Source organism: uncultured Mucilaginibacter sp. (assembly GCF_903913935.1).
Taxonomy (GTDB): Bacteria; Bacteroidota; Bacteroidia; order Sphingobacteriales; family Sphingobacteriaceae; genus Mucilaginibacter.
In genome coordinates this window covers 1-20,548 of sequence record NZ_CAIWNH010000164.1, presented here as the reverse complement: position 1 = coordinate 20,548, position 20,548 = coordinate 1, and the positions used below count along the sequence as shown (strand labels likewise).

The 20,548-nt window shown below is 43.2% G+C and carries 19 protein-coding genes; 10 read left to right on the top strand and 9 right to left on the bottom strand.

All coding sequences use genetic code 11. The features are described 5' to 3' along the window. Nucleotides 1-238 precede the first annotated feature (238 nt). Together QZY09_RS06175 and QZY09_RS06170 are read left to right on the top strand one after the other, a co-directional pair. Nucleotides 239-487, top strand: a complete 249-nt coding sequence (locus tag QZY09_RS06175) for a hypothetical protein (protein WP_295669633.1) — start codon at nt 239-241, stop codon at nt 485-487. 298 nt (nt 488-785) lie between these two features. Beyond that, nucleotides 786-1,655: an alpha/beta hydrolase gene (locus QZY09_RS06170; protein WP_295669630.1), complete on the top strand. Its 870-nt coding sequence runs from the start codon at nt 786-788 to the stop codon at nt 1,653-1,655. A 78-nt stretch (nt 1,656-1,733) separates the two neighbouring features. Here QZY09_RS06170 and QZY09_RS06165 read toward each other — a convergent pair whose 3' ends face one another. Continuing rightward, on the bottom strand, nt 1,734-2,201 hold the full coding sequence (locus QZY09_RS06165; RefSeq protein WP_295669627.1) for a DUF4293 domain-containing protein: 468 nt from the start codon (nt 2,199-2,201) through the stop codon (nt 1,734-1,736). Nucleotides 2,202-2,320: 119 nt separating this feature from the next. On the opposite strand from QZY09_RS06165, the gene QZY09_RS06160 reads away from it, so the two are divergent. The 4 genes from QZY09_RS06160 to QZY09_RS06145 all read left to right on the top strand — a co-directional run bounded on the left by QZY09_RS06160 (nt 2,321) and on the right by QZY09_RS06145 (nt 5,358). After that, nucleotides 2,321-2,836, top strand: coding sequence for a DUF892 family protein (locus tag QZY09_RS06160; protein WP_295669625.1), 516 nt, complete (start codon nt 2,321-2,323; stop codon nt 2,834-2,836). Nucleotides 2,837-2,981: 145 nt separating this feature from the next. Continuing rightward, complete coding sequence (locus QZY09_RS06155) at nt 2,982-3,437, top strand: MarR family winged helix-turn-helix transcriptional regulator (protein WP_295669622.1); 456 nt, start codon at nt 2,982-2,984, stop codon at nt 3,435-3,437. Between the two features lie 382 nt (nt 3,438-3,819). Then, nucleotides 3,820-4,344, top strand: coding sequence for an FKBP-type peptidyl-prolyl cis-trans isomerase (locus QZY09_RS06150; protein ID WP_295669619.1), 525 nt, complete (start codon nt 3,820-3,822; stop codon nt 4,342-4,344). Nucleotides 4,345-4,389: 45 nt separating this feature from the next. Further along, nucleotides 4,390-5,358 (top strand): FKBP-type peptidyl-prolyl cis-trans isomerase, encoded by a 969-nt coding sequence (locus QZY09_RS06145; RefSeq protein WP_295669616.1) that lies wholly within the window; start codon nt 4,390-4,392, stop codon nt 5,356-5,358. A 31-nt stretch (nt 5,359-5,389) separates the two neighbouring features. Here QZY09_RS06145 and QZY09_RS06140 read toward each other — a convergent pair whose 3' ends face one another. The 6 genes from QZY09_RS06140 to QZY09_RS06115 all read right to left on the bottom strand — a co-directional run bounded on the left by QZY09_RS06140 (nt 5,390) and on the right by QZY09_RS06115 (nt 10,915). Continuing rightward, a complete protein-coding gene (locus QZY09_RS06140) occupies nt 5,390-6,703 on the bottom strand; it encodes a deoxyribodipyrimidine photo-lyase (protein WP_295669613.1) in 1,314 nt (437 codons plus the stop codon). Next, nucleotides 6,696-7,604: a TIGR01777 family oxidoreductase gene (locus QZY09_RS06135; protein WP_295669610.1), complete on the bottom strand. Its 909-nt coding sequence runs from the start codon at nt 7,602-7,604 to the stop codon at nt 6,696-6,698. The genes QZY09_RS06140 and QZY09_RS06135 overlap by 8 nt, the downstream gene beginning before the upstream one ends. A 93-nt stretch (nt 7,605-7,697) precedes the next feature. Further along, complete coding sequence (locus QZY09_RS06130) at nt 7,698-8,009, bottom strand: Dabb family protein (protein WP_295669607.1); 312 nt, start codon at nt 8,007-8,009, stop codon at nt 7,698-7,700. 150 nt (nt 8,010-8,159) lie between these two features. Further along, nucleotides 8,160-9,485: an AarF/UbiB family protein gene (locus QZY09_RS06125; protein WP_295669604.1), complete on the bottom strand. Its 1,326-nt coding sequence runs from the start codon at nt 9,483-9,485 to the stop codon at nt 8,160-8,162. Between the two features lie 4 nt (nt 9,486-9,489). Beyond that, complete coding sequence (locus QZY09_RS06120) at nt 9,490-10,266, bottom strand: HAD family phosphatase (protein ID WP_295669601.1); 777 nt, start codon at nt 10,264-10,266, stop codon at nt 9,490-9,492. Then, nucleotides 10,253-10,915 (bottom strand): TetR family transcriptional regulator C-terminal domain-containing protein, encoded by a 663-nt coding sequence (locus QZY09_RS06115; RefSeq protein ID WP_295669598.1) that lies wholly within the window; start codon nt 10,913-10,915, stop codon nt 10,253-10,255. The genes QZY09_RS06120 and QZY09_RS06115 overlap by 14 nt, the downstream gene beginning before the upstream one ends. A 386-nt stretch (nt 10,916-11,301) precedes the next feature. On the opposite strand from QZY09_RS06115, the gene QZY09_RS06110 reads away from it, so the two are divergent. From QZY09_RS06110 to odhB, 3 genes are all read left to right on the top strand, one after another. Beyond that, the gene (locus QZY09_RS06110) at nt 11,302-12,600 is read left to right on the top strand and encodes a DASH family cryptochrome (RefSeq protein ID WP_295669595.1); all 1,299 of its coding nucleotides are present in this window, start codon (nt 11,302-11,304) and stop codon (nt 12,598-12,600) included. A gap of 537 nt (nt 12,601-13,137) precedes the next feature. Next, nucleotides 13,138-15,948, top strand: coding sequence for a 2-oxoglutarate dehydrogenase E1 component (locus QZY09_RS06105; RefSeq protein WP_295669592.1), 2,811 nt, complete (start codon nt 13,138-13,140; stop codon nt 15,946-15,948). Between the two features lie 112 nt (nt 15,949-16,060). Then, nucleotides 16,061-17,638, top strand: coding sequence for a 2-oxoglutarate dehydrogenase complex dihydrolipoyllysine-residue succinyltransferase (gene odhB, locus QZY09_RS06100; protein ID WP_295669589.1), 1,578 nt, complete (start codon nt 16,061-16,063; stop codon nt 17,636-17,638). Between the two features lie 51 nt (nt 17,639-17,689). On the opposite strand, the gene QZY09_RS06095 is transcribed toward odhB, so the two are convergent. Together QZY09_RS06095 and QZY09_RS06090 are read right to left on the bottom strand one after the other, a co-directional pair. After that, nucleotides 17,690-18,862 carry a serine hydrolase gene (locus tag QZY09_RS06095; protein ID WP_295669586.1) on the bottom strand — a complete coding sequence of 391 codons (1,173 nt, stop codon included), beginning with the start codon at nt 18,860-18,862 and terminating at the stop codon, nt 17,690-17,692. A gap of 87 nt (nt 18,863-18,949) precedes the next feature. Then, the gene (locus QZY09_RS06090) at nt 18,950-19,582 is read right to left on the bottom strand and encodes a hypothetical protein (RefSeq protein WP_295669583.1); all 633 of its coding nucleotides are present in this window, start codon (nt 19,580-19,582) and stop codon (nt 18,950-18,952) included. Nucleotides 19,583-19,786: 204 nt separating this feature from the next. Here QZY09_RS06090 and QZY09_RS06085 point away from each other — a divergent pair. Further along, on the top strand, nt 19,787-20,548 hold a 762-nt coding region (locus tag QZY09_RS06085), incomplete at its 3' end, for a carbohydrate kinase (RefSeq protein WP_295669579.1).

The window sequence follows — 20,548 nt, the reverse complement described above, 5'->3', positions numbered from 1 at the left end:
TCAGAGATGGCATTAACAATATCATGACGGATTCCCAGTTGAATAAATGGGTTCATGAATTAAAATAACGAATCTGGCAACATCGCCAAATCGGCCGCAAAGGTACGCTTTTTTGTTTGCAATTCAAATACCTTGCCTGCTATTTATGAATATGACATTTTACGGATGAAATGAATGCGATTCCCGGCTCATAAAAAGCGCATTATTGGTAGACTTATTTTTATTTATTAGATTTGATTTGGATAAGGATCTTATGGATATCCAGTTAGAAAAGTTGAATTTAATAAAATGGCTCACCGATGTTGACGAGCCGTCAGTAATTGAGCGATGCATCGCTTTGAAAAACGAACAGCAGCAGGATTGGTGGGATGAAATCAGTGAGGATGAACGGACTGAGATTGACGAAGGTTTAGCACAAGCCGACAGCGGTGAAGTTTTTTCCCATGAGGAGGTTATGGCAAATTATGAAAAATGGCGTTCAAAATAATTTGGACTACGCAAGCCGTTAAAGGATTTGAAAAAATCATCATTTATCTTAGAAGAAAATTGGTCGGGCAGGGAAGTATCAAATTTCGTGAATGAAGCCGATAGGTTTTTCGAAACACTGGTAATTCAGCCTGAAATCTTACAGAAAACCGGGGCGCGTAAAAATACTTACCGCGGCCCTATTAACAGCCTTACAATCATAACTTACAGGATAAAGCCTAAGAAAGAAATTGAATTAATTAGCATTCGGGGAGCCCGAAAAAAACCTTTAAAACGATACCCGCCTTTATAAACCAATTATGACACAAAAAACCATCATCACGTTAGCAATAATCATATTTGCTAAATTCTCTTTCGCACAGGAAGCAAAATCACCGTTTGATACCACTACCTATGGCCGAAACCCGGCCGTTGGTAAATACGCTGATATCCGCGGCTTTAAAATGTATTACGAAACCTATGGCAAGGGAGAACCCTTGCTCATCATCCACGGTAATGGTGGGTCCATCAATAACTTCCTGTACCAGATCCCTTATTTTGCAAAAAACTACCAGGTAATAATTGCCGACAGCCGCTCCCAGGGAAAATCAGTGGACCCCACTGACTCGCTGAGCTATGAAATGATGACAGATGACCTGAACGCCCTGCTGGATAAACTGAACCTGAAATCCTGTTACGTGATCGGTTGGAGCGATGGCGGCATTAACGGGCTGCTGTTGGCCATGCGCCACCCGGACAAGGTAAAAAAACTGGCCGTTACCGGCGCCAACCTATGGCCTGACAGCACCGCTGTAGATCCATTTGTATATAAATGGGCCGTTAATATGAATAAGACCGTGCAGGACTCTGCCAAAAAAATGAAAAGCCCGTCGCCCGCAATAAAAAACGAATTAAAGCTGCTCCACCTGTTATCTTACGAGCCGCACATCACTATTGAACAATTGCATACGATTACCTGCCCTACCCTGGTAATTGGCGGCGACCATGACGTGATCCAGCCGAAGCATACCATGCTGATAGCGCAATCTATTAAGAACTCCTATTTATGGATCATCCCTAATTCAGGGCATTCTACTCCTATCTTTAAAAAGGACCAGTTTAACCAGGTGGTTAGTGATTTCTTTTCGCAGGAATTCAGGACAATAGATCAGTTCGGGAGATTTAATTAGGGAGGGATTTGATTAAGTTGATTGAGTAATAGGTTGATTAAGTTAAATTGCAGGTAACTTAATCAACCTATTACTTTACTACCTTAACCTATCCGCTGATTTTACCAGCTTTTCATCTCTTTGTATCGCTTTAAGCGCAAATACGATAAATAATATACTAACGGAGGATAGCAATAATCCGATCCCCCAGTTATGGGTATCGATCTCAACACTTCCCATTACCCCCTTAACTGCCTGTGCCATCCAGAAACTGAAACCAAAAATGACCAAAATAGCGCTATAGCATAAGGCGATCTGCTGGTTGCGGTTTTTATAAAGAAAAATGATCACCAGCGGGATTAACCCAATAATTGCTGCTGCAGCGGTAAGGGCCGTAAAAAACTGGGTGTGCACCTGTTGCCCGTTCACATCCTGGAACACCCCCGTCACCGAGATGGTAAGCGGTTTGCCATCAACATAAACATTGTGAACAAACGGAAAAAGAAAAAGTGCGTAAATGGCTAAGCCGGCCAGTAACAGGTAAATACTTTGTATTCTTTGCAGCATATTTTTTGAATATTAAAAACAAAGATATAATGTTTTAGTTTATAGCTGAATATGATTGTCGTTTGATAATCTGAAAAAAACATTTTGCCGATACGTTTTACCCCCGTAATTAAATAGCCATGACCGACCAACTATCTGCTTTACAGCCTAAAGATATGCAAATTGACGATAAGCTGTTAAAAAAAACATTCCTTGAACATTTAAATTATATCTATTACGGCAAGCAGCACCTTTTACACTTCTTTGACGAAGTTAAAAGTATTGCCAGGCTAAATGTTTTAAAACAAGCCATCCAGGAAGTTATTGACGATACGGTAAGCCAAATTGGCCAATTGGACGATATATACAAGGCCATTAACGAGACGCCCGCCAAAACAAACACGTTAGGTATAAAGGCGCTAACACTTGAGGCCTATCTGTCCGCCATAAAGGCCGGGAAAACACCACTCGAAAAAGACGTTTTTATTCTCTTTTACCTGCAGCAGATTGAAGGTATTGAAATAACCTATTTTAAAGTCTTAAAAAACCTTGCCAAAGCCATAGGTTACAGCAGCTCCTTTCTTGATCAGCCCTTTGACCTTGCCGTAGAAAACAAAATATTATTCGAAGAGATCTATAAGGATTACATTTCATGAGTCGGTAATAATTTTATAAAGATTAAAACACTAAAAGCCGGTATTTCCGATTACGTCCCTAAATCGTTCCCGGATCTATTTAAAGGCACTTAATCATTTACATAATCAACCTGCAATTCAATCAAAAAATGTAAGTTTGTTTCCTATGGCGAGTAGCGAAAAACACCAGGAGACCATCGATTATTTCTTAAAAATAGTTTGGCAAACTGTAGCCAATAAATACAACCAATTAGTTACCGAGTTTGGCATAACCCAATCCATAGGCTACCTGCTGATCAATATTGATGAAAAAGACGGCACTACCGTTTCGCAGGCTGCCACTTTGCTTGGCCTCAAATCAACCAGCTTATCCAGAATGCTGCGCCAGTTAGAGAAATCGGGATTGATCTACCGTGAATCTAACGCGGGCGACAAGCGTTCTGTTAAAATTTATTTAACGCCCCTGGGGAAAGAGAAGCGCCACCTGGCACGTGCGCTGGTAAAAAAATTCAATAACTACCTCAACGCGCACATCAGCGAAAATGATAAAGAGTACCTGATCAAAATGCTAAAAAAGATCAACCAGCTTACCGTTAGTTTTAAACCAGATACATTGGCTTAATTTATAATTGCTTTTACACTTTTCTTGTTTTGTTGCTGGCTGCAATCGGTGTATGGGTTTCAGCAACATTACAACTTTTCAACCTTACAACGGTCCGGCAACTTAATCAACTCAAACCACACACGTTTACCTGAAAATAACCGTTATAGCCTAACAAAGTGTTTTTGTAAAAGGGTGATTTTGCAGCCGTTACAGCCTATTAAGTGTTAAAAAATGTTAAGCTGCTGTTTTTGAATTATAAAAGAATAAATTTGCCGATTGAAAAATCCCCGTACGGCCCAAAAAATCAGGGGCCGTTCAGGAAATGCCGGCAGATCAATCGCTGTAGCCTCGTTAGGTGCGCTGTGAAATTAAAAGGCAAATAAACTGTATGGGACATAAGATGAACAGGATTCTGTTAATTGTATTGCTTGCTGCTGCTGGTTTAAGCTCATGTACCAAAACGGTTGATGTTAAGGCACAGATCAGCGCGCAATTGATTAAAGACGATCAGTTAATTACTACCTATTTAAAAAACAACAACATCACAGCGAGTGTGATCGACTCAGCCGGGGTTTCAACCGGAATTTATTATAAAATAGATACCGCCGGCACAGGTACAGGTTTATTTACAAGTTCAACCCAGGTAACGGTTGGCTGGATTGCCCGGCAGATAAAACAGGATGGCACATTGAGTGGCGTAATTCAGCAGACGGACACTTTTCATCCTACGTTTATTTTAGGTGAAACCTTAAGAGGCTGGCAATTTGGTTTCGAGGATACCAAAAACAGTTTTGGGCCCGGCGGGATAATAACATTATATGTACCATCGCATTATGCATATGGCCCCTTTCCACAGTCCTCGTTAGGGCTGCCGGCCAATGCAGTGCTAGTTTTTCATATAACACTATATAGTATAACTAATTAATAAAAAATCACAACGCAAATACAAGCAACCCGAATAAAAGTGCAAATGAAACAAACCATATTTTCTGTTATAGTAATTTCAATAATAGGCGTTATTTTATCAACAGGCATGACCTCATGCAGGAAAGACAACAATCAACTAACCATTAAGCAATACGATGACATCCAGATAAACAATTACATTGCTGCAAATGGCCTTACCGGTTTTTCAAGAGATACTTCAGGTGGCGACACTACAGGCATCTATTATAAAATCATCAGCCCCGGATCGGGCCCGGCACTTCAGTATTCTGATAAAGTTGCCTTTGTTTATACCTACAAAACTTTAGACGGTTCCTACGTAACATCTGATACGATCGCCAATCATTATTATGACTATGTTGGCCATATTCACAATAATAATTACCCTTTAGGGCTGCAAACTGCGGTTCATAATATATTAAAGTATTCAAACGCTTCCATGCGATTGCTCATCCCGTCGCACCTGGCCTATGGCAAAAACGGTTCAGGTTCGGGTAGCAGCCAGGTGGCCAATAACCGTATTGCGGGCAACGAAAGCCTTGATGTTTACATTCATGCGATAAACTATCTTCCAATAAACAACGCCCCAACAAATGGGTTTCCTGCTTATGACGATATGGTGATACAGAATTACATGAAGGCCAATAATTTAACCGGCTATACCAAAACTGCGGATGGATTGTACTACAGTATATTAACCCCTGGCACAGGTACTGATGCGATACTTACTACCAGTACTATTACGGCGACTTATACCGGCCAGCTATTGGATGGCAATATATTTGATGGCGCCCACAATGGCACAAATGCCGCAACTCTTGCTATTAGCGGTCTTATCCCGGGTGCTGCGGAAGGTTTGCAAAAAGCGGTTGTTGGAACAAAAATTTCCATGTTAATTCCGTCGTCGATAGCCTATGGTATATCGGGTTCTTCGGGTATCCCGCCATTTAGCTGCTTAAGATTCACCTGGCAGATAGTTACGGTAACACAGTAATATTGAGCGGGGGGCATAAATTCTTTTTAACTTATACAGAAAGCGCTTCTTTAAAAACCTTTAAACATCGTTCGCGTGCGAACGCATGATCAACAATGGGTTTTGGATACCTGCTGAAATCAGCATATTCCGGAACCCATTTTTTGATGTATTTAAGCTGCGGATCAAATTTTTTCAACTGCGAATCAGGGCTGAAGATCCTGAAATAAGGTGCAGCATCCGTACCCGAGCCGGCCGACCACTGCCAGCCACCCACGTTGCTGGCCAATTCATAATCCAATAGCTTACACGCAAAATAACGTTCGCCCCAGCGCCAGTCAATCAGCAGGTCCTTACTTAAAAAACTGGCCACCACCATACGCACCCTGTTGTGCATATAGCCGGTATTGTTCAGTTCGCGCATGCCGGCATCCACCAGCGGGTAACCTGTTTCGCCCTTACACCAGGCTTCAAATTGTTTTTCATCATTTACCCAGTTGATCCTGTCATATGCCGGTTTAAATGATTGGTTTGCGGTGTAGGGAAAATGATAAAGGATCATCATATAGAATTCCCGCCAGATGAGTTCGTTCAGCCAGGTTTTCTCTTTGAATTCATATGCGGTACGGGCCAGTTCCCTGATGCTTACCGTTCCAAAACGTAAATGCAGCCCTATATGACTGGTACCTTCAACCGCGGGAAAATCTCTTTTTTCAGGATATGCAGCTATCAGTTCTTTATAGCGAATCTCCGGAAAATCCAGTTTGCTTTTTTCAAAGCCCAGCTTTTCTAAAGCAGGAATTTGTAATGGTTCCGTTTTAAAAAAATTATTAAAATAGTTGCTGCCGGGATAGGCTTTTAAATAAAACGGGGCAAGCTTTTGGTACCATTTACGGTTATAAGGGGTATATACCGTATAAGGTTTGCCGTCGTCTTTTAGTACCTCATCTTTTTCAAAAACCACCTGGTCCTTAAAGGTATGAAATGGAATCTCCTGTTTTTTTAACAGGGTTTGGATTTCGTTGTCACGTTTAACCGCATAGGGCTCGTAATCACGATTGGTATAAACAGCGGTAATTGGGTATTCCTTCAACAGTTGTTCCCATGCGTTTTCAGCCGTATGATACAATACAAGCAAGCTACTGCCGTATTCCTGAAGCTGTTTATCCAGTGCGGTTATTGTTTGATAAATAAAAGTAACACGGGCATCATCTTTATCTTCAAGTTGATCTAATATTTCCTTATCGAATATAAATACAGGCAGCACAGGGTTGGGGCTTTTCAGGGCATGGTAAAGACCGGCATTATCATTAAGCCGGAGATCGCGCCTGAACCAGAAGACAGAAACAGGTATTTTTTTATCCATAAATCGCTTTTAACGCTGACGAAACCTCCGTATAAATAAATTTATACCCGGCAGCTTCAATTTTTTTGGCGGATACCTTGGTACTGCCCAAAACAATCGTACTCATTTCGCCTAATAATAATTTTAATAAAAATGCCGGTACATTGGGCAGCCATAAAGGCTTTTTTAATTGTTTGGCGATAGCCTGCGTCAGTTGTTTATTGGTGACAGGGTTTGGCGCCACCATATTGTAAATCCCTTCAAAATTTTCATTTTCAACCGCGAACAAATACATCCCGATCACATCCTGCACATGGATCCATGGGATCCACTGCCTGCCACTGCCCAGGGGAGCGCCAACAAATAATTTTACCGGCGCAGCCATTTTGGCCAGCGCCCCGCCTTTATCAAGCACTACTCCGGTACGGAATTTCGCTATCTGCAGGCCTAAAGCTTTGCCTTCATCTACAACATTTTCCCATTCCACGCAGCATTTGGCCATAAAATCAGTAAACGGCGGGCTTTCTTCGGTCATCAGTTCTTCGCCGCGATCACTATAATACCCGATAGCCGATGCGGAAATAATGGATCTGACCTGGTGTTTTTTTGTTTTCAGCAAGCCATAGATCAGTTGGATTGATTTGGTGCGGCTATCTATGATCTCCTTTTTCCTTGCCTCCGTCCAGCGGCCGTCAGCTATGCCGGCCCCGGCCAGGTGAATGATGACATCTACCCTGTCAATACAGTGTTCTGCGATCTCCCCCTTATGCACATCCCACAAAAAGGTTTTAACGCGTGGGTCTTTCCCCAACGAACGGCTTAGATGGCTAACGGTATAACCCTTATCCAGCAACTGCTTCGTAAGGCTGCTGCCGATCAGGCCGGTGCCACCGGTAAGGAGGATGTGTTTTTTTGGGTTCATAGTTCATGGTTGCTTTGGTTCATAGTTCATCGTTGATAGTTCATAGAAGGACAGGGTTTTGCTGCTATGAACCATCAACTAATGAACCATGAACTAAATATTTACACTATCTGCAACAACAACTTTGCTGCAAAGAGGTTTTGCGTAGTTTTCGGCAAAATACACGTGGGTAGGGTCAACCTGGTAGGCTTCCTGCTCAGCCGGGCCATCAAACAACAGCAAAAGCGAAACATCATACGAGCGGTCGACGACGCTGCGAAAAGTTTCGGCAGGTACGCCGATATGGATCTGGCGGATATGCGTAATTGGCAAAAGCGTATTTAAACCGTCAATCAATTGCTGTTTATCGGCTTTATCATGAAGCCAGAAATGAACGTGGTGTACAAAGGTGTTTTCGAGAAGCATATGTGAGTTTTTTTATGTGCTAATATGGTAATAAATTGCGATTTGGCCACAGCCGTGAGTGAACAAACTCAATTCGAGTCAATTCGTATAAATCCATTCGCGTTAATTCGCTCCCATTAGTGTAATTCGTGTCAATTCGTGTCAATCAATTCATACAAACTGTTCCACCACATGCGGCTTATACGTATCTGTTTTAACTTCCGCTTTCAACTCATGCAAAATATTATACAGCCCGAAATTGGTGCGGTTAACATAAATAAAGTGCTTTACACCGCGCGCCTGTTTAAACTCGGGCATTTTGGCTACCTTTTCACCAAAGCCGTATAGTTCATCAAAAAAATCGGTTTGGCTGAAATCGAAATGATCGGTAATATATGGTTTGGCAAACAGGCCGATCATTTGCCGGTACATTTTATAATAAAATTCAATTTGCGCAGGGGTATCATTCGGATGGATCATCTCCAGCTGCCGGAAAGCTTTGATCGTTTCCTCTTTGTTTTCCATCAGCCCGGTAGAGGTTAAGGAGAAAAATGGATAATAGAAATCTTCAGGCATTTCTTTAATGCACCCAAAATCTATCACACCGAGTTGGTCATCGCCCGTGATCATAAAATTTCCGGGATGCGGGTCGGCGTGAACTGCACGCAATTCATGCTGCTGAAAATTATAAAAATCCCACAATGCCTGCCCTATTTTATTGCGCAATTGCTGCGATGGGTTGGTGGCTAAAAACTCCCGCAGGTGTTTGCCTTCCAGCCAGTCCATCGTTATGATACGCTTGCTCGATAGTTCGGGATAATATTTCGGAAAAACCACATTTTCCAGCCCTGAACAGGCGTTTGAAAACTCAATGGAACGGCGCACTTCCAGTTCATAGTCGGTTTCCTCCAGCAGGCGTTCTTCTACTTCCCTCATATAAATGTCCAATTCCTTTTCACTCATGCCCAGCATCCGGAAAGCGAATGGCTTTACCAATTTGAGGTCGGATGAAATGGAATCACCTACACCAGGATATTGAATTTTTACCGCTAGTTTTTTGCCATTCAGCTCTGCCTGGTGCACCTGGCCAATGGATGCCGCGTTGGACGAGCGCACATTAAACTTATCGTAAATTTTATCCGGCGTTTTACCAAAATACTTTTTAAACGTTTGCACGATCAGCGGCCCCGACAATGGCGGTGCGTTATACTGAGACTGTGAAAACTTATCGGTATAAGCCTGCGGCAGCAGGTTTTTGTCCATGCTCAGCATTTGCGCCACTTTAAGGGCGCTGCCCTTGAGTTCGCTTAATGATTCATAAATGTCCGATGCATTATCCTCGTTCAGTTCGCTTTTATCCATCTCGGGATTGAAAAGTTTTTTGGAGTAATGCTTGATGTAGTTACCGCCAATTTTAAAGCCGGTTTTTACAAATTTTGCAGAACGTTCAACCTTGGAGGTTGGTATACTATTTTGTTCTTTTGGATTTTCACTCATTTTTTTATTTTTCAAATAATGCGGCCAGCTTGTGCACGGTCAACTCCGAATAGTCATTGATCACCAGGTTTACCGGCTGTAATTCCGCCGCGGTATGCCCGGTAGTTATCCCTACAACTTTCATTCCGGCGCTGTTAGCCGCTTTAACCCCGGCTAATGAATCTTCAAACACCACACATTTTTCAGGCGGCATTCCTAATTTTTGGGCTGCTTTTAAAAATACCTGCGGATCCGGCTTGGGCCTGGTCACCATTGTTGAATTGATGATAGCATCAAAATCGGCCTCAATCGGAATTTTGTTGAATACAAAATCTATATCTTCCTGCGTGGCTGATGTACCCATGGCCATTTTTACCCCGGCATTTTTCAATTCCGTTAAAAAATTCTCCAACCCATTAATGGGTGCCAGGAGAGGCGCATAAAGTTGCCTGTAAAATTCTTCCTTTTCATTCAACAATGCTTTTAATTGCAATTCATCCCTGCCTTCGCCAAAAACACGGCGGATCGTTTCCAATACAGGCACCCCGCTAATACGGGCGTAGTAGGTCTCTTTACTCAACTCACCTTTATCATACTTTTTATATAGCGCCTGCCACGATTTAAAATGGTAAGGGGTATTATCAATCAGGGTGCCGTCCATATCGAAGATGGCGCCGAAGGTATTAGTGACCTCACCTAAATCCTCTCCAAAGGAGAGGACCTCAGCTACACCTGCATTCAATGCCCTCTCCCTTGGAGAGGGTTGGGTGAGGCTAATAGGGCTGGTATTAGTTGTTCCCAAACCCCATGCTCTGTTTAACCCCGCCGTTTTTGGCTAAAAACTTCCCGTATTCGATCAGGTTATCAATGGGCGACCGCTGAAAAAGATCAAACGTAACATTGATACCCTTCTCAATAGCCTCGTCGGTTTTTTCAAAACCTGTTGAGTTATCATTGATCCAAAAATGCAGTACAAAAACCAATTGCACCCAAAGTGCATCTTTGTAACGGTTAGTGAAGAACTTACGCTCCGATAGTTCGTTCGTCTCTATGCCTTCAACAATAATATCGTTGCAAAACGTTTCGAACAGGTCTTTTATCCCGCGGAAAATTTGCGGGGTCGAAAATGTTTTAGGCTGCTTTTTTACACTGTAAACCACAAAACTGCGGCTGCCTTTCAGTAACTCAAAAAAGCTGTAAAAAAATGATAATGCTTTTTCGCGGGCAGTGTATTGCATCCATATTTCCTGCGTTTTAATTTCAGCAATGGTTTTCACCGCGAAACCTGTCCAAATATTTTGCTCAATCGCGTCGAAAGAACTGAAGAAGTTGTAAAAATCCTCTTCCGCTATTTTGTTTTTCTTCGCAAATATGTAAACCGATTTTGGTTGTTCGCCCTCGGTCAATACAAAATCAATATAAGCCTTCTGTATGTTTTCTATGGTAGCCATAAGTGTTTATTTAACGTTATAAAATTATGACATTACGGCTAAGTAAATGTCATTCCTATCTATAATTTAACGATTGGTTTTGAGGGATAGTACAATTAATTTTAGCCCCTCAACATCTTTACATTTGGTTTTACCCGGTATCATCAAAACAATAGTCCGCAATTTTTGAAGCATTGCATTGAATGATGATCCGGCAAGAAAAACAAAATTCATCGGGACTCTGCAATGAACGTAATAAACCGCCTACCGGGTTTTAGATTTATATATTTTTTATTTTTTTAGTTTAAAATGTATTAGCCATGTCAAATATTTATTGCACATTGTGCATGACAATTAAATAAATTGCAAATTTGCGGATTGCAATACTATTGTCCCCTTGATTAAAAATGAGCGAAAAGACGATATTGGTATGGTTCAGGAATGATTTGCGCATCCACGATAATGAGATATTGTTAGAAGCCGCACGTAAAGCAGACAAGGTATTACCCGTATATTGTTTCGACCCATATTATTTCCGCACAAATCCTTCAGGCAATACAAAAACAGGCAGTTTGAGGGCGCGTTTCCTCCTGGAATCAGTAGCCGACCTGAGAAAAAGCCTGCAAAATATCGGTGGTGACCTATTGATTCGCATCGGTAACCCTGCCGGGATCTTACCGCAACTCGCCGAAGAGTACCAAATCAACGAGGTTTACCATCACCGGGAGGTGGCCCACGAAGAAACGGACATATCCGAAGAGGTGGAAACAGCTTTATGGAAACTGAAGCTGAATTTAAAGCACTTTATCGGCCATACGCTATATCATAAAGAGGACCTCCCCTTCCCTATCAAAGATATCCCCGACAGCTTTGCCATATTTAAAAAGAAGATTGAACGCGATAGCACGGTTCGCCCCTGCATCGCCACACCAGAGGTTATCCAAACGCCCTTAATAACAAATGCCGGCAAATTGCCAACCCTGCGCGAATTAGGTTTGGATGAACCATTGGATGATCCGCGGGCAGGCGGGCAGTTTTCGGGTGGCGAATCTGCCGCTTTAAACCAATTGGAGCAATTTTTTTTAAACGGCGACCTGTTCGCCAGCGGTAAAGGCGCACGCACACCGTCCATCAATTCTGTTTCGTCAAAATTATCCCCATGGATAGCGTTGGGCTGTATCTCGTTAAGGCATGTTTATTGGGAAGTAACCAAACAGCACCAGGCAACCCATTCAAATCAATATAATTCCTTATTACTTGACCTGTTATGGCGCGATTATTTCAGGTTCATGTTTAAAAAGCACGGGCAAAAATTTATTGCAGCTAAAAACAATAATGAAGGTACCGCCTTACCCGCGGACGATGACGACACACTTTTTGAAAGCTGGAAAAATGGCGAAACGGGCGTACCTCTCATCGATGCTGTGATGCATGAGTTGAATGCTACCGGCTATATCAATAATTACGGGCGCCAAATTGTAGCCGATTACCTGGTACACGACCTGAAAGTTGACTGGACCAAAGGCGCAGCTTATTTTGAAGAAAAACTGGTTGATTACTCCCCCGCCAGCAACTGGGGTAACTGGGCCTTTATCGCTGGCGTAAACGATGCACGTGAAAGCCGCTATGCCATTGCCACAAAACCCCCAACCGACCTGGTGTCCAATAATGATTTTATTGACACCTGGCTGCCTCAGGTAAGCTAAGATAAGTCCGAAAGTCCGAAAAGTCGGGAAGTCCGAAAGAAGCTGCACTGACGTTTCAATAGAAGTACAAAAGCCCAAAATAAAGAAAAAATACAAATCGAGAATTATTTAGGCTTAGCGCTCTCCGTGCCTCTTCCGTATCTCTGTGTTAAAATCTAAAAATGATTTTAAATAAAGGCTGTTTCCTTCCTGAAAAATCCCCCTAAATAAATTAGATAAAAATGTAACCTTTCAGCTATATTTACGTCTAATAATCGTTATGATTATGAACCCCTTCGAGCAATTTACGGTCATTATCGGCATCCTTGCTATCCTCCTGGAAGTGGCCTCTTACGTGCGCGATTTCGTCCATAAGCTTTTCCATAAATAACATTTCGCCTTTCGTTTTTTATCAATACCACGCATTTCTATCAAGTCGCGGTAAAACTTGCTGCCATTCATTCAGCAGTTTACCTATAAAACAACATTTTACAAATTAAATTAAAAGTTTACAAGGCGATATGCTTACTTTTGTGCCGTTTTAAAGATTGGTTTCGCATGGATCGTCTCAATTATATTAATAGCGGAAACGCTGCCTACATAAATTCATTGTACGAGGCATACAAACAAGAGCCTGAATCTGTTGACTTTGGATGGCAAAAATTTTTCGAAGGATTTGATTTTGGAAAAGATGCGCCCGCCGCACCGGTGGCAACTATACCAGCTGAAGCATCAGATCACTTTTTCAAAGAAATAAACGTACTCAATATGATAGATGGGTACCGCTCACGCGGCCATCTCTTCACCAAAACAAATCCCGTTCGCGAACGCCGCAAATACTTCCCAGGCAAAGAACTGGAGACTTTTGGGCTTAGCGATGCTGACCTGGATACTGTTTTTAACGCCGGTGTACAAGTCGGTTTGGGCCCTGCAACCTTACGGGATATCCGCCAGTTACTCGAAGAAACCTATTGTGAATCCATAGGCGCCGAATACAGGTACATCCGCAACCCGATCAAAATCAAATGGTTTGAGGACCGGATGGAAAGCAAACGCAACACCCCCTCCTACACCGTTGAAGAAAAGAAGCTGATCCTGAATAAGCTGAACGAAGCCGTTGTTTTTGAAAACTTTTTAGGCACAAAATTTTTGGGCCAAAAACGTTTCTCGCTCGAAGGCGCCGAAGCGGTGATCCCTGCCCTTGATTCGGTGATCCAAAACGGATCGGAATTGGGTATCGAAGAGTTTATTATTGGCATGGCCCACCGTGGCAGGCTGAATGTGCTCACAAATATCATGGAAAAACCCTATAAGGAGGTTTTTTCGGAATTTGAAGGCAAAAATTTTGATGAGGAAACACCATTCGGCGGCGACGTAAAATATCACCTCGGCTATTCAACGGATGTGGTGACCCAGGGCGGCAAAAAAGTGCATTTAAGCCTTTGCCCCAACCCTTCACATCTGGAAGCGGTTGACCCGGTGGTGGAAGGATTAACCCGTTCAAAAATTGACTTTAAATATAAAGGCGACCATTCCAAAATTGCCCCGATATTGATACATGGCGATGCATCAGTTGCAGGCCAGGGTATAGTTTACGAGGTTTTGCAAATGGAAAAACTTGATGGCTACCGCACTGGCGGAACGATCCACATCGTCATCAATAACCAGATTGGCTTTACTACCAATTACAAGGACGCAAGGTCAAGCACTTATTGTACTGATGTTGCCAAAACAGTTTTATCCCCGGTATTTCACGTAAACGGCGACGATGTAGAGGCCATGGCCTATGTGGTAAACCTGGCGATGGAATACAGGCAGGTATTTCATGAAGATGTATTTATTGACCTTTTATGCTACCGCAGGTACGGGCATAACGAGGCCGATGAGCCTAAATTTACCCAACCGGTATTATACAAGGCGATAGAAGCGCATCCAAATCCGCTGGAGATCTATAAAAAACAATTGCAGGAAGAAGGCAGTATCGACGCGAATTACGCGCAAGAGCTGGAAAAAAACTTCCGTGCGCTTTTGCAAAAAAATCTCGACGAGTCAAAATCTGAAGACCGGATCACCGAAACAGTCCAAATGTTTGAAGGCGTATGGCAGGGAATGCACATCGCAAGTACCAGGGAGTTTTTTGCCCCTGTTGAAACCGCCGTACCGGAAGAAGAATTACTTGAAATTGGTAAAAAAATAACCACGCTTCCTGAAGGAAAAGAGTTTTTCAAAAAAATTGAAAAGCTTTTTGACGAGCGGAACAAAATGGTAACCAAAACCCATGTTTTTGATTGGGCAATGGGCGAGCTCCTGGCTTATGGCTCCTTGTTAAAAGATGGCCACCCGGTTAGGATAAGCGGCGAAGATGTTAAACGCGGTACTTTTTCGCACCGCCATGCGGTATTAACCCTGGTTGATTCGGAAGATGAATATACGCCGTTGGATACCATTGGTGCAGAAGGAAAATTCAGTATTTTTAATTCATTATTGTCTGAATATGGCGTTTTAGGTTTTGAATATGGTTATGCCATGGCAAACCCTAATGCGCTTACTATTTGGGAAGCACAGTTCGGCGACTTTTTTAACGGCGCGCAAATTATTGTCGATCAGTACATCGCCAGCGCCGAAACCAAATGGCAGCGCGGTAACGGCTTGGTTATGTTATTGCCTCACGGTTATGAAGGCCAGGGGCCAGAGCACTCTTCAGCACGTGTTGAGCGCTTTTTGGAACTTTGTGCCGATAGTAATATCCAGGTGGCCAATTGCACCACACCGGCTAACCTATTCCATATTTTAAGACGGCAGATGTTACGGGATTTCCGTAAACCATTGATCATATTTACACCAAAGAGCCTTTTACGCAGCCCTAAATGTGTATCGAAGCTTGAAGAATTTACCCATGGCAAATTTCACGAACTGATTGATGATGACTATGCCGATATTAAAAAAGTAAAACGTGTACTGCTGTGTAGCGGTAAAATATATTACGACCTGCTTGAAAAACAACAGGCTGATAAACGTAAGGATGTAGCAATTGTGCGTATTGAACAATTATACCCTACGCCATTGGTACAGATACTAAAGGTAAAAGCTAAATACAACAAAGCGAATGAATTTATCTGGGTACAGGAAGAGCCAGAAAACATGGGTGCCTGGCCATATATTTGCCGCAAGTTCCACAACGATAAATTAATAAATCTGAATGTAATTTCGCGGAACGAGGGCAGCAGCACCGCTACAGGTTTTGCAAAACAGCATGCGGCACAGCAACTATTAATTGTGTCGAAAGCGTTTGAAGCGCCTCCGGGCAAACAGGTAAAAGCAGCAATTAAAGAAACAGCTGCAAAAATGGCGACCGCCGGAGCGGATTAATTTAGTACTGAGTCGGTAGTCTAAAGTCTTAAGTCAGACAAATTTTGACTCAGGACTTCGGATTCAAGACTTTCGACAGCTAGACCAATATATATAAATACAAAAACAAAAAATGAGTTTAACGATCAAAGTTCCGCCGGTTGGCGAATCTATTACCGAAGTAACCTTAGCTGGCTGGAAAAAGAAAGACGGCGAAGAGGTTAAAATGGATGAAGTAATTGCTGAGCTGGAATCAGACAAGGCAACCTTTGAACTTACTGCTGAAAAAGCAGGTATTTTAAAAATTGTGGCGAAAGAAGGCGATACACTGCCAATTGGCGCTGTGGTAGCTACCATTGAAGATGGCGGCGCTACTGGTTCAGTTGTAAAAGAAAGTGCACCGGCCGCGCAGCCAGTTATAGCTGCCAGTGCACCGGCACCTGTTCCGGCAACTAATGGAGCTGCAAAGGCTACCACCGGTTCATTACAGGTGAAAGTGCCAACTGTAGGCGAATCCATTACCGAGGTAACGCTATCACGCTGGATAAAAAAGGACGGCGATGCCGTTGTTATGGATGAGCCCATCGCTGAACTTGAATCAGATAAAGCAACATTTGAACTAACTGCCGAAAAAGCAGGCATATTAAAAACCATTGCCAAAGAGGGCGATACTTTGCCGATTGGCGCAGTAGTTTGTACCATTGAAGGCGCTGGCGCGGCAAAAGCCGCAGAACCGGCATCATCTGCTGCACCCGTGCTAAATAATAGCAATCCAACCTATGCGTCAGGAACACCGTCACCTGCTGCGGCTAAAATTTTAGCTGAAAAAGGCGTCGATGCCAAAGCATTAAGCGGTACAGGTGTTGGCGGCAGGATCACCAAAGAAGATGCCCTGCTTGCTGAAAAAGTATCCGAAAACCCGCAAATAAATAAAGCGGCCCAAAGCCAGATCGCAGAACCGGCTAAACCCGCCGCACCCGCGCCTAAGGTTGAAGCAGCAACGCCCGGTTCAAGGACGGACCGCCGCGAGAAAATGTCGTCGTTGCGCAAAACAGTGGCTAAACGTTTGGTGGCGGTTAAAAATGAGACCGCCATGCTCACCACCTTTAACGAAGTGGATATGGCGCCAATCATGGAGCTGCGTGCCAAATACAAAGATAAATTCAAAGAAAAACATGGCGTTGGCCTTGGCTTTATGTCATTCTTCACCAAAGCGGTTTGCGAAGCGCTGAAAGAATGGCCTGCCGTTAACGCCCGCATTGAAGGCGAAGAAGTGGTTTACAGCAATTTCGCTGATATTTCCATCGCCGTATCAGCGCCAAAAGGACTGGTTGTTCCGGTGATCCGCAATGCGGAAAGCCTTAGCTTGGCTGGCATTGAAAAAGCGGTTGCCGCATTAGCTGTAAAAGCACGTGATAATAAATTAACCCTCGAAGAAATGACAGGAGGAACCTTCACCATTACCAACGGTGGTGTTTTTGGTTCGATGATGTCGACCCCGATCATCAATTCGCCACAATCGGCTATCCTGGGCATGCACAATATCATTGAGCGCCCTGTGGCTGTAAATGGCCAGGTAGTGATTCGCCCGATGATGTATGTCGCGCTGTCCTATGATCACCGCATCATTGACGGCCGCGAATCGGTAAGCTTCCTGGTAAGGGTAAAACAATTACTGGAAGATCCGGCGAGGTTGTTGTTAGGGGTATAAGCAATCAAACATTCAGGAATCCGGGAATTTTTTAAAAAATTCCCGGATTTTTTATTTTACAGCCTTGTGCAGCTCATTTTCCAATTGAGACACCTTGTCCTGGTCGATATTATCATTAACAACAATCATAAAACCAAGTTGCTCAGTAGGGTAAAACTCACATATCGTATTAAAACCAATTCCGGTGTCGCCGGTATGGTAATAGTCCTTAACGCCATCCTCCAGGTCGTACATCCAGTTTAAGCCGATAGCAAAATCTTTAGGGTTACTGCCCCAAACCAGCTGGTGGCTTAGCTTAACAGCGGGGTCATTCTCCGTCAGCTGCGCCTGCAGGTATTTCATCATATCATTCATCGTCGAGTTCATGCTGGGCCCTCCGGGATAAAACAGGTTGGTATTGATATCAGCGCTGGGATAAGCTTTTAAATCGTACCATTTTATCGCATTTCCGGCTCCATCATATCCCTGAATAAACCGTCCGAGTTGTGCTACTGGGATCCTGGTACGGGTATCATACATGCCGAGATGGGTTTTTAGATAATGTGTTACAAGCACCTCATAAGGCTGCTTATAAATATGTTCCAGCAACAGGATCAACACCTCCATGGCATTGCCATTATACCGGTATTTGGTGCCCGGAATGGTATCAATTTTAAAATGGTGCAGATCCTTTAACAGCGAATCCTGGTTATACCCTAAATAAAAGTTCAGCTGACCGGGCAGTGGAAGTTTTTTAACGCTGTCCATAACGGAAGCTGGAAAATCCCGTGCGGAACCAGGCATGCCCGAGGTATGGCTGGCAATGTCAACAAGGCGCACAGGGTGCTCCTGGTATTGCAGGTTCGGATACTTACCGGGCAGATAAAGCCGGATATCGTCTGTTAGTTTAACCTTTTTTTCAATTACCGCGTCGGCAAGCATGGTGCCTACAAACGTTTTGGCCACCGATCCCAGGTTAAATAGCTGGTCGTATTGCGGTAAGCGGCCTGTACCCTTTACCGACTCTCCATAGCTATACAAATAATTACGCCCATCTTTACAAACGCCGATCAATAGCCCAACCGCCCCTGCATTTTTCATATAAGCGGCCGCGCCTTTTTGAACAGCCGAATCCAAATGGCTTTTTAAAGGGTTGTCGGTTAATACAGGCTGTACAATTTGCGCAGTAGTTAACTGATTGTGCAGAAGTAGTAAAGATAAAAGACAGGCGTAAAATATTTTCATCGTAAAAATAAGACGCACAGCATGATAGATAAGTTACAAAGCTCTTTATTCCATTAGCCTTTCCAAAAAAGATAATAATCCCGAGCGTTAAGGCCGACTGCTTGTTAGCGCTTCTAAAACTACAGATCTATAATCCAAATCCTTCTCTTTTAATTCCACCCATTTATCTGCGCCATTAATATTAAGAAATAATTCTCCCTCGTCATTTTTGGTTTCAAAAAACAACTTGTATTCATCCACGTTTGAATCACCCTCACCTGAACTCCCCGCTACGCTTTTTGCAAACAACTTTAGGTCCACAAAGCTTGCGGAAACTGTGTCGGCAAACTTTGATTCAGCTGCGATCTTTTTCTTGTATAAGGCTGAAAGTTTATGAAGTAAATTATCGCTTTCCGTACCAAGACTCTTAAATGTGATCGCATTTCCAAAACCCTGACTGTTGGCTTTCTTTTTTGTGACAAAAATTAATAGGCCCACGTTGTCTTTATTATCGCTGGAAACTGCTTTGTAGATCTTCGACGAATCATTTTCCGATATATTGATGATCGCCAATCTTATATCCGCACCCCAGCCATCGTCCTTATCGGTTAACACAATTAACGGTTTTATCGCGGAGCCTGAACTACCGGAACTTTTATTTTGATTAAATGAACAACCAATTTGTGTGAGAGCTATAAACAAAACGGCTAATTTTTTCATATGTTGATCGATCGTTTTCATTAATAATTGTATAAGGTTGTATTCGGGGTAGAGACGCGATGCATCGCGTCTCTACGATATGCTGATCAGGACGAATGATCTAAGCCCGCGAAACAAGATAAAAATCATCCTTCCACATCATGCAATTTAAATAAAAAATTCCAAAAAACCTTTTACCTTTAGCCCCTGTCTGCCGGCAGGCAGGTTTCAGCTTATTACCTAAAAATGAACAATATTCTCTGCTTCGGCGAAATACTATGGGATGCTTTTGGCGACGAAAAAGTTGCCGGTGGCGCCCCAATGAATGTGGCAAGGCACCTGGTACAACAGGGTGCAGATGTTTTATTTGCCAGTCGCGTTGGCGACGATGAATCGGGCCATGGCCTGGTTGATTTTTTAAAAGCCAACGGCTTGTACAGCGACCTGATCCAGGTAGACGCCCACCTCCCCACCTGCGAGGTAACCGTGCAGCTGGATAAACACGGGCATGCTACGTACATCATTCCTCAACCGGTATCCTGGGATAATATCCAGCATGAGAACCGTTTGGACGAAGCAGCCAAAGAGGCCTCGGCCATTGTTTACGGCAGCCTGGCCTGCCGCGATACCACTACCCGCGACACATTGCTGAACCTATTGAATGAAACAACAGCACTGAAAATATTTGACGTTAACCTGCGCCCGCCGCACTACACCTTATCCACCATTGAAACACTGGCTGCGGGAGCTAATGTGATCAAAATGAATGAAGATGAAGCTGCATTGCTGATCGGCGGCACGCCTGAAAATCTGAAGGAAGGCATTTTAGAATTCCGCTCGAAATACCACGCCCAAACCATTTGTGTAACCCGCGGCGGTGATGGCGCGATTGTATGGCACGATTACCAGTTTTACGAACACCCAGGTTATAAAGTGGAGGTAGTAGATACCGTAGGTGCCGGCGACTCCTTTTTGGCCGCTTTTGTAAATGGCTTGTTAAAAGGACAG

What these genes read in the sequence shown, in the direction of transcription:
- QZY09_RS06170 (WP_295669630.1), top strand. Translation starts at nt 786, where the DNA reads ATGACACAAAAAACCATCATCACGTTAGCAATAATCATATTTGCTAAA.
- QZY09_RS06165 (WP_295669627.1), bottom strand. Translation starts at nt 2,201, where the DNA reads ATGCTGCAAAGAATACAAAGTATTTACCTGTTACTGGCCGGCTTAGCC.
- QZY09_RS06160 (WP_295669625.1), top strand. Translation starts at nt 2,321, where the DNA reads ATGACCGACCAACTATCTGCTTTACAGCCTAAAGATATGCAAATTGAC.
- QZY09_RS06155 (WP_295669622.1), top strand. Translation starts at nt 2,982, where the DNA reads ATGGCGAGTAGCGAAAAACACCAGGAGACCATCGATTATTTCTTAAAA.
- QZY09_RS06150 (WP_295669619.1), top strand. Translation starts at nt 3,820, where the DNA reads ATGAACAGGATTCTGTTAATTGTATTGCTTGCTGCTGCTGGTTTAAGC.
- QZY09_RS06145 (WP_295669616.1), top strand. Translation starts at nt 4,390, where the DNA reads ATGAAACAAACCATATTTTCTGTTATAGTAATTTCAATAATAGGCGTT.
- QZY09_RS06140 (WP_295669613.1), bottom strand. Translation starts at nt 6,703, where the DNA reads ATGGATAAAAAAATACCTGTTTCTGTCTTCTGGTTCAGGCGCGATCTC.
- QZY09_RS06135 (WP_295669610.1), bottom strand. Translation starts at nt 7,604, where the DNA reads ATGAACCCAAAAAAACACATCCTCCTTACCGGTGGCACCGGCCTGATC.
- QZY09_RS06130 (WP_295669607.1), bottom strand. Translation starts at nt 8,009, where the DNA reads ATGCTTCTCGAAAACACCTTTGTACACCACGTTCATTTCTGGCTTCAT.
- QZY09_RS06125 (WP_295669604.1), bottom strand. Translation starts at nt 9,485, where the DNA reads ATGAGTGAAAATCCAAAAGAACAAAATAGTATACCAACCTCCAAGGTT.
- QZY09_RS06115 (WP_295669598.1), bottom strand. Translation starts at nt 10,915, where the DNA reads ATGGCTACCATAGAAAACATACAGAAGGCTTATATTGATTTTGTATTG.
- QZY09_RS06110 (WP_295669595.1), top strand. Translation starts at nt 11,302, where the DNA reads ATGAGCGAAAAGACGATATTGGTATGGTTCAGGAATGATTTGCGCATC.
- QZY09_RS06105 (WP_295669592.1), top strand. Translation starts at nt 13,138, where the DNA reads ATGGATCGTCTCAATTATATTAATAGCGGAAACGCTGCCTACATAAAT.
- odhB (WP_295669589.1), top strand. Translation starts at nt 16,061, where the DNA reads ATGAGTTTAACGATCAAAGTTCCGCCGGTTGGCGAATCTATTACCGAA.
- QZY09_RS06095 (WP_295669586.1), bottom strand. Translation starts at nt 18,862, where the DNA reads ATGAAAATATTTTACGCCTGTCTTTTATCTTTACTACTTCTGCACAAT.
- QZY09_RS06090 (WP_295669583.1), bottom strand. Translation starts at nt 19,582, where the DNA reads ATGAAAACGATCGATCAACATATGAAAAAATTAGCCGTTTTGTTTATA.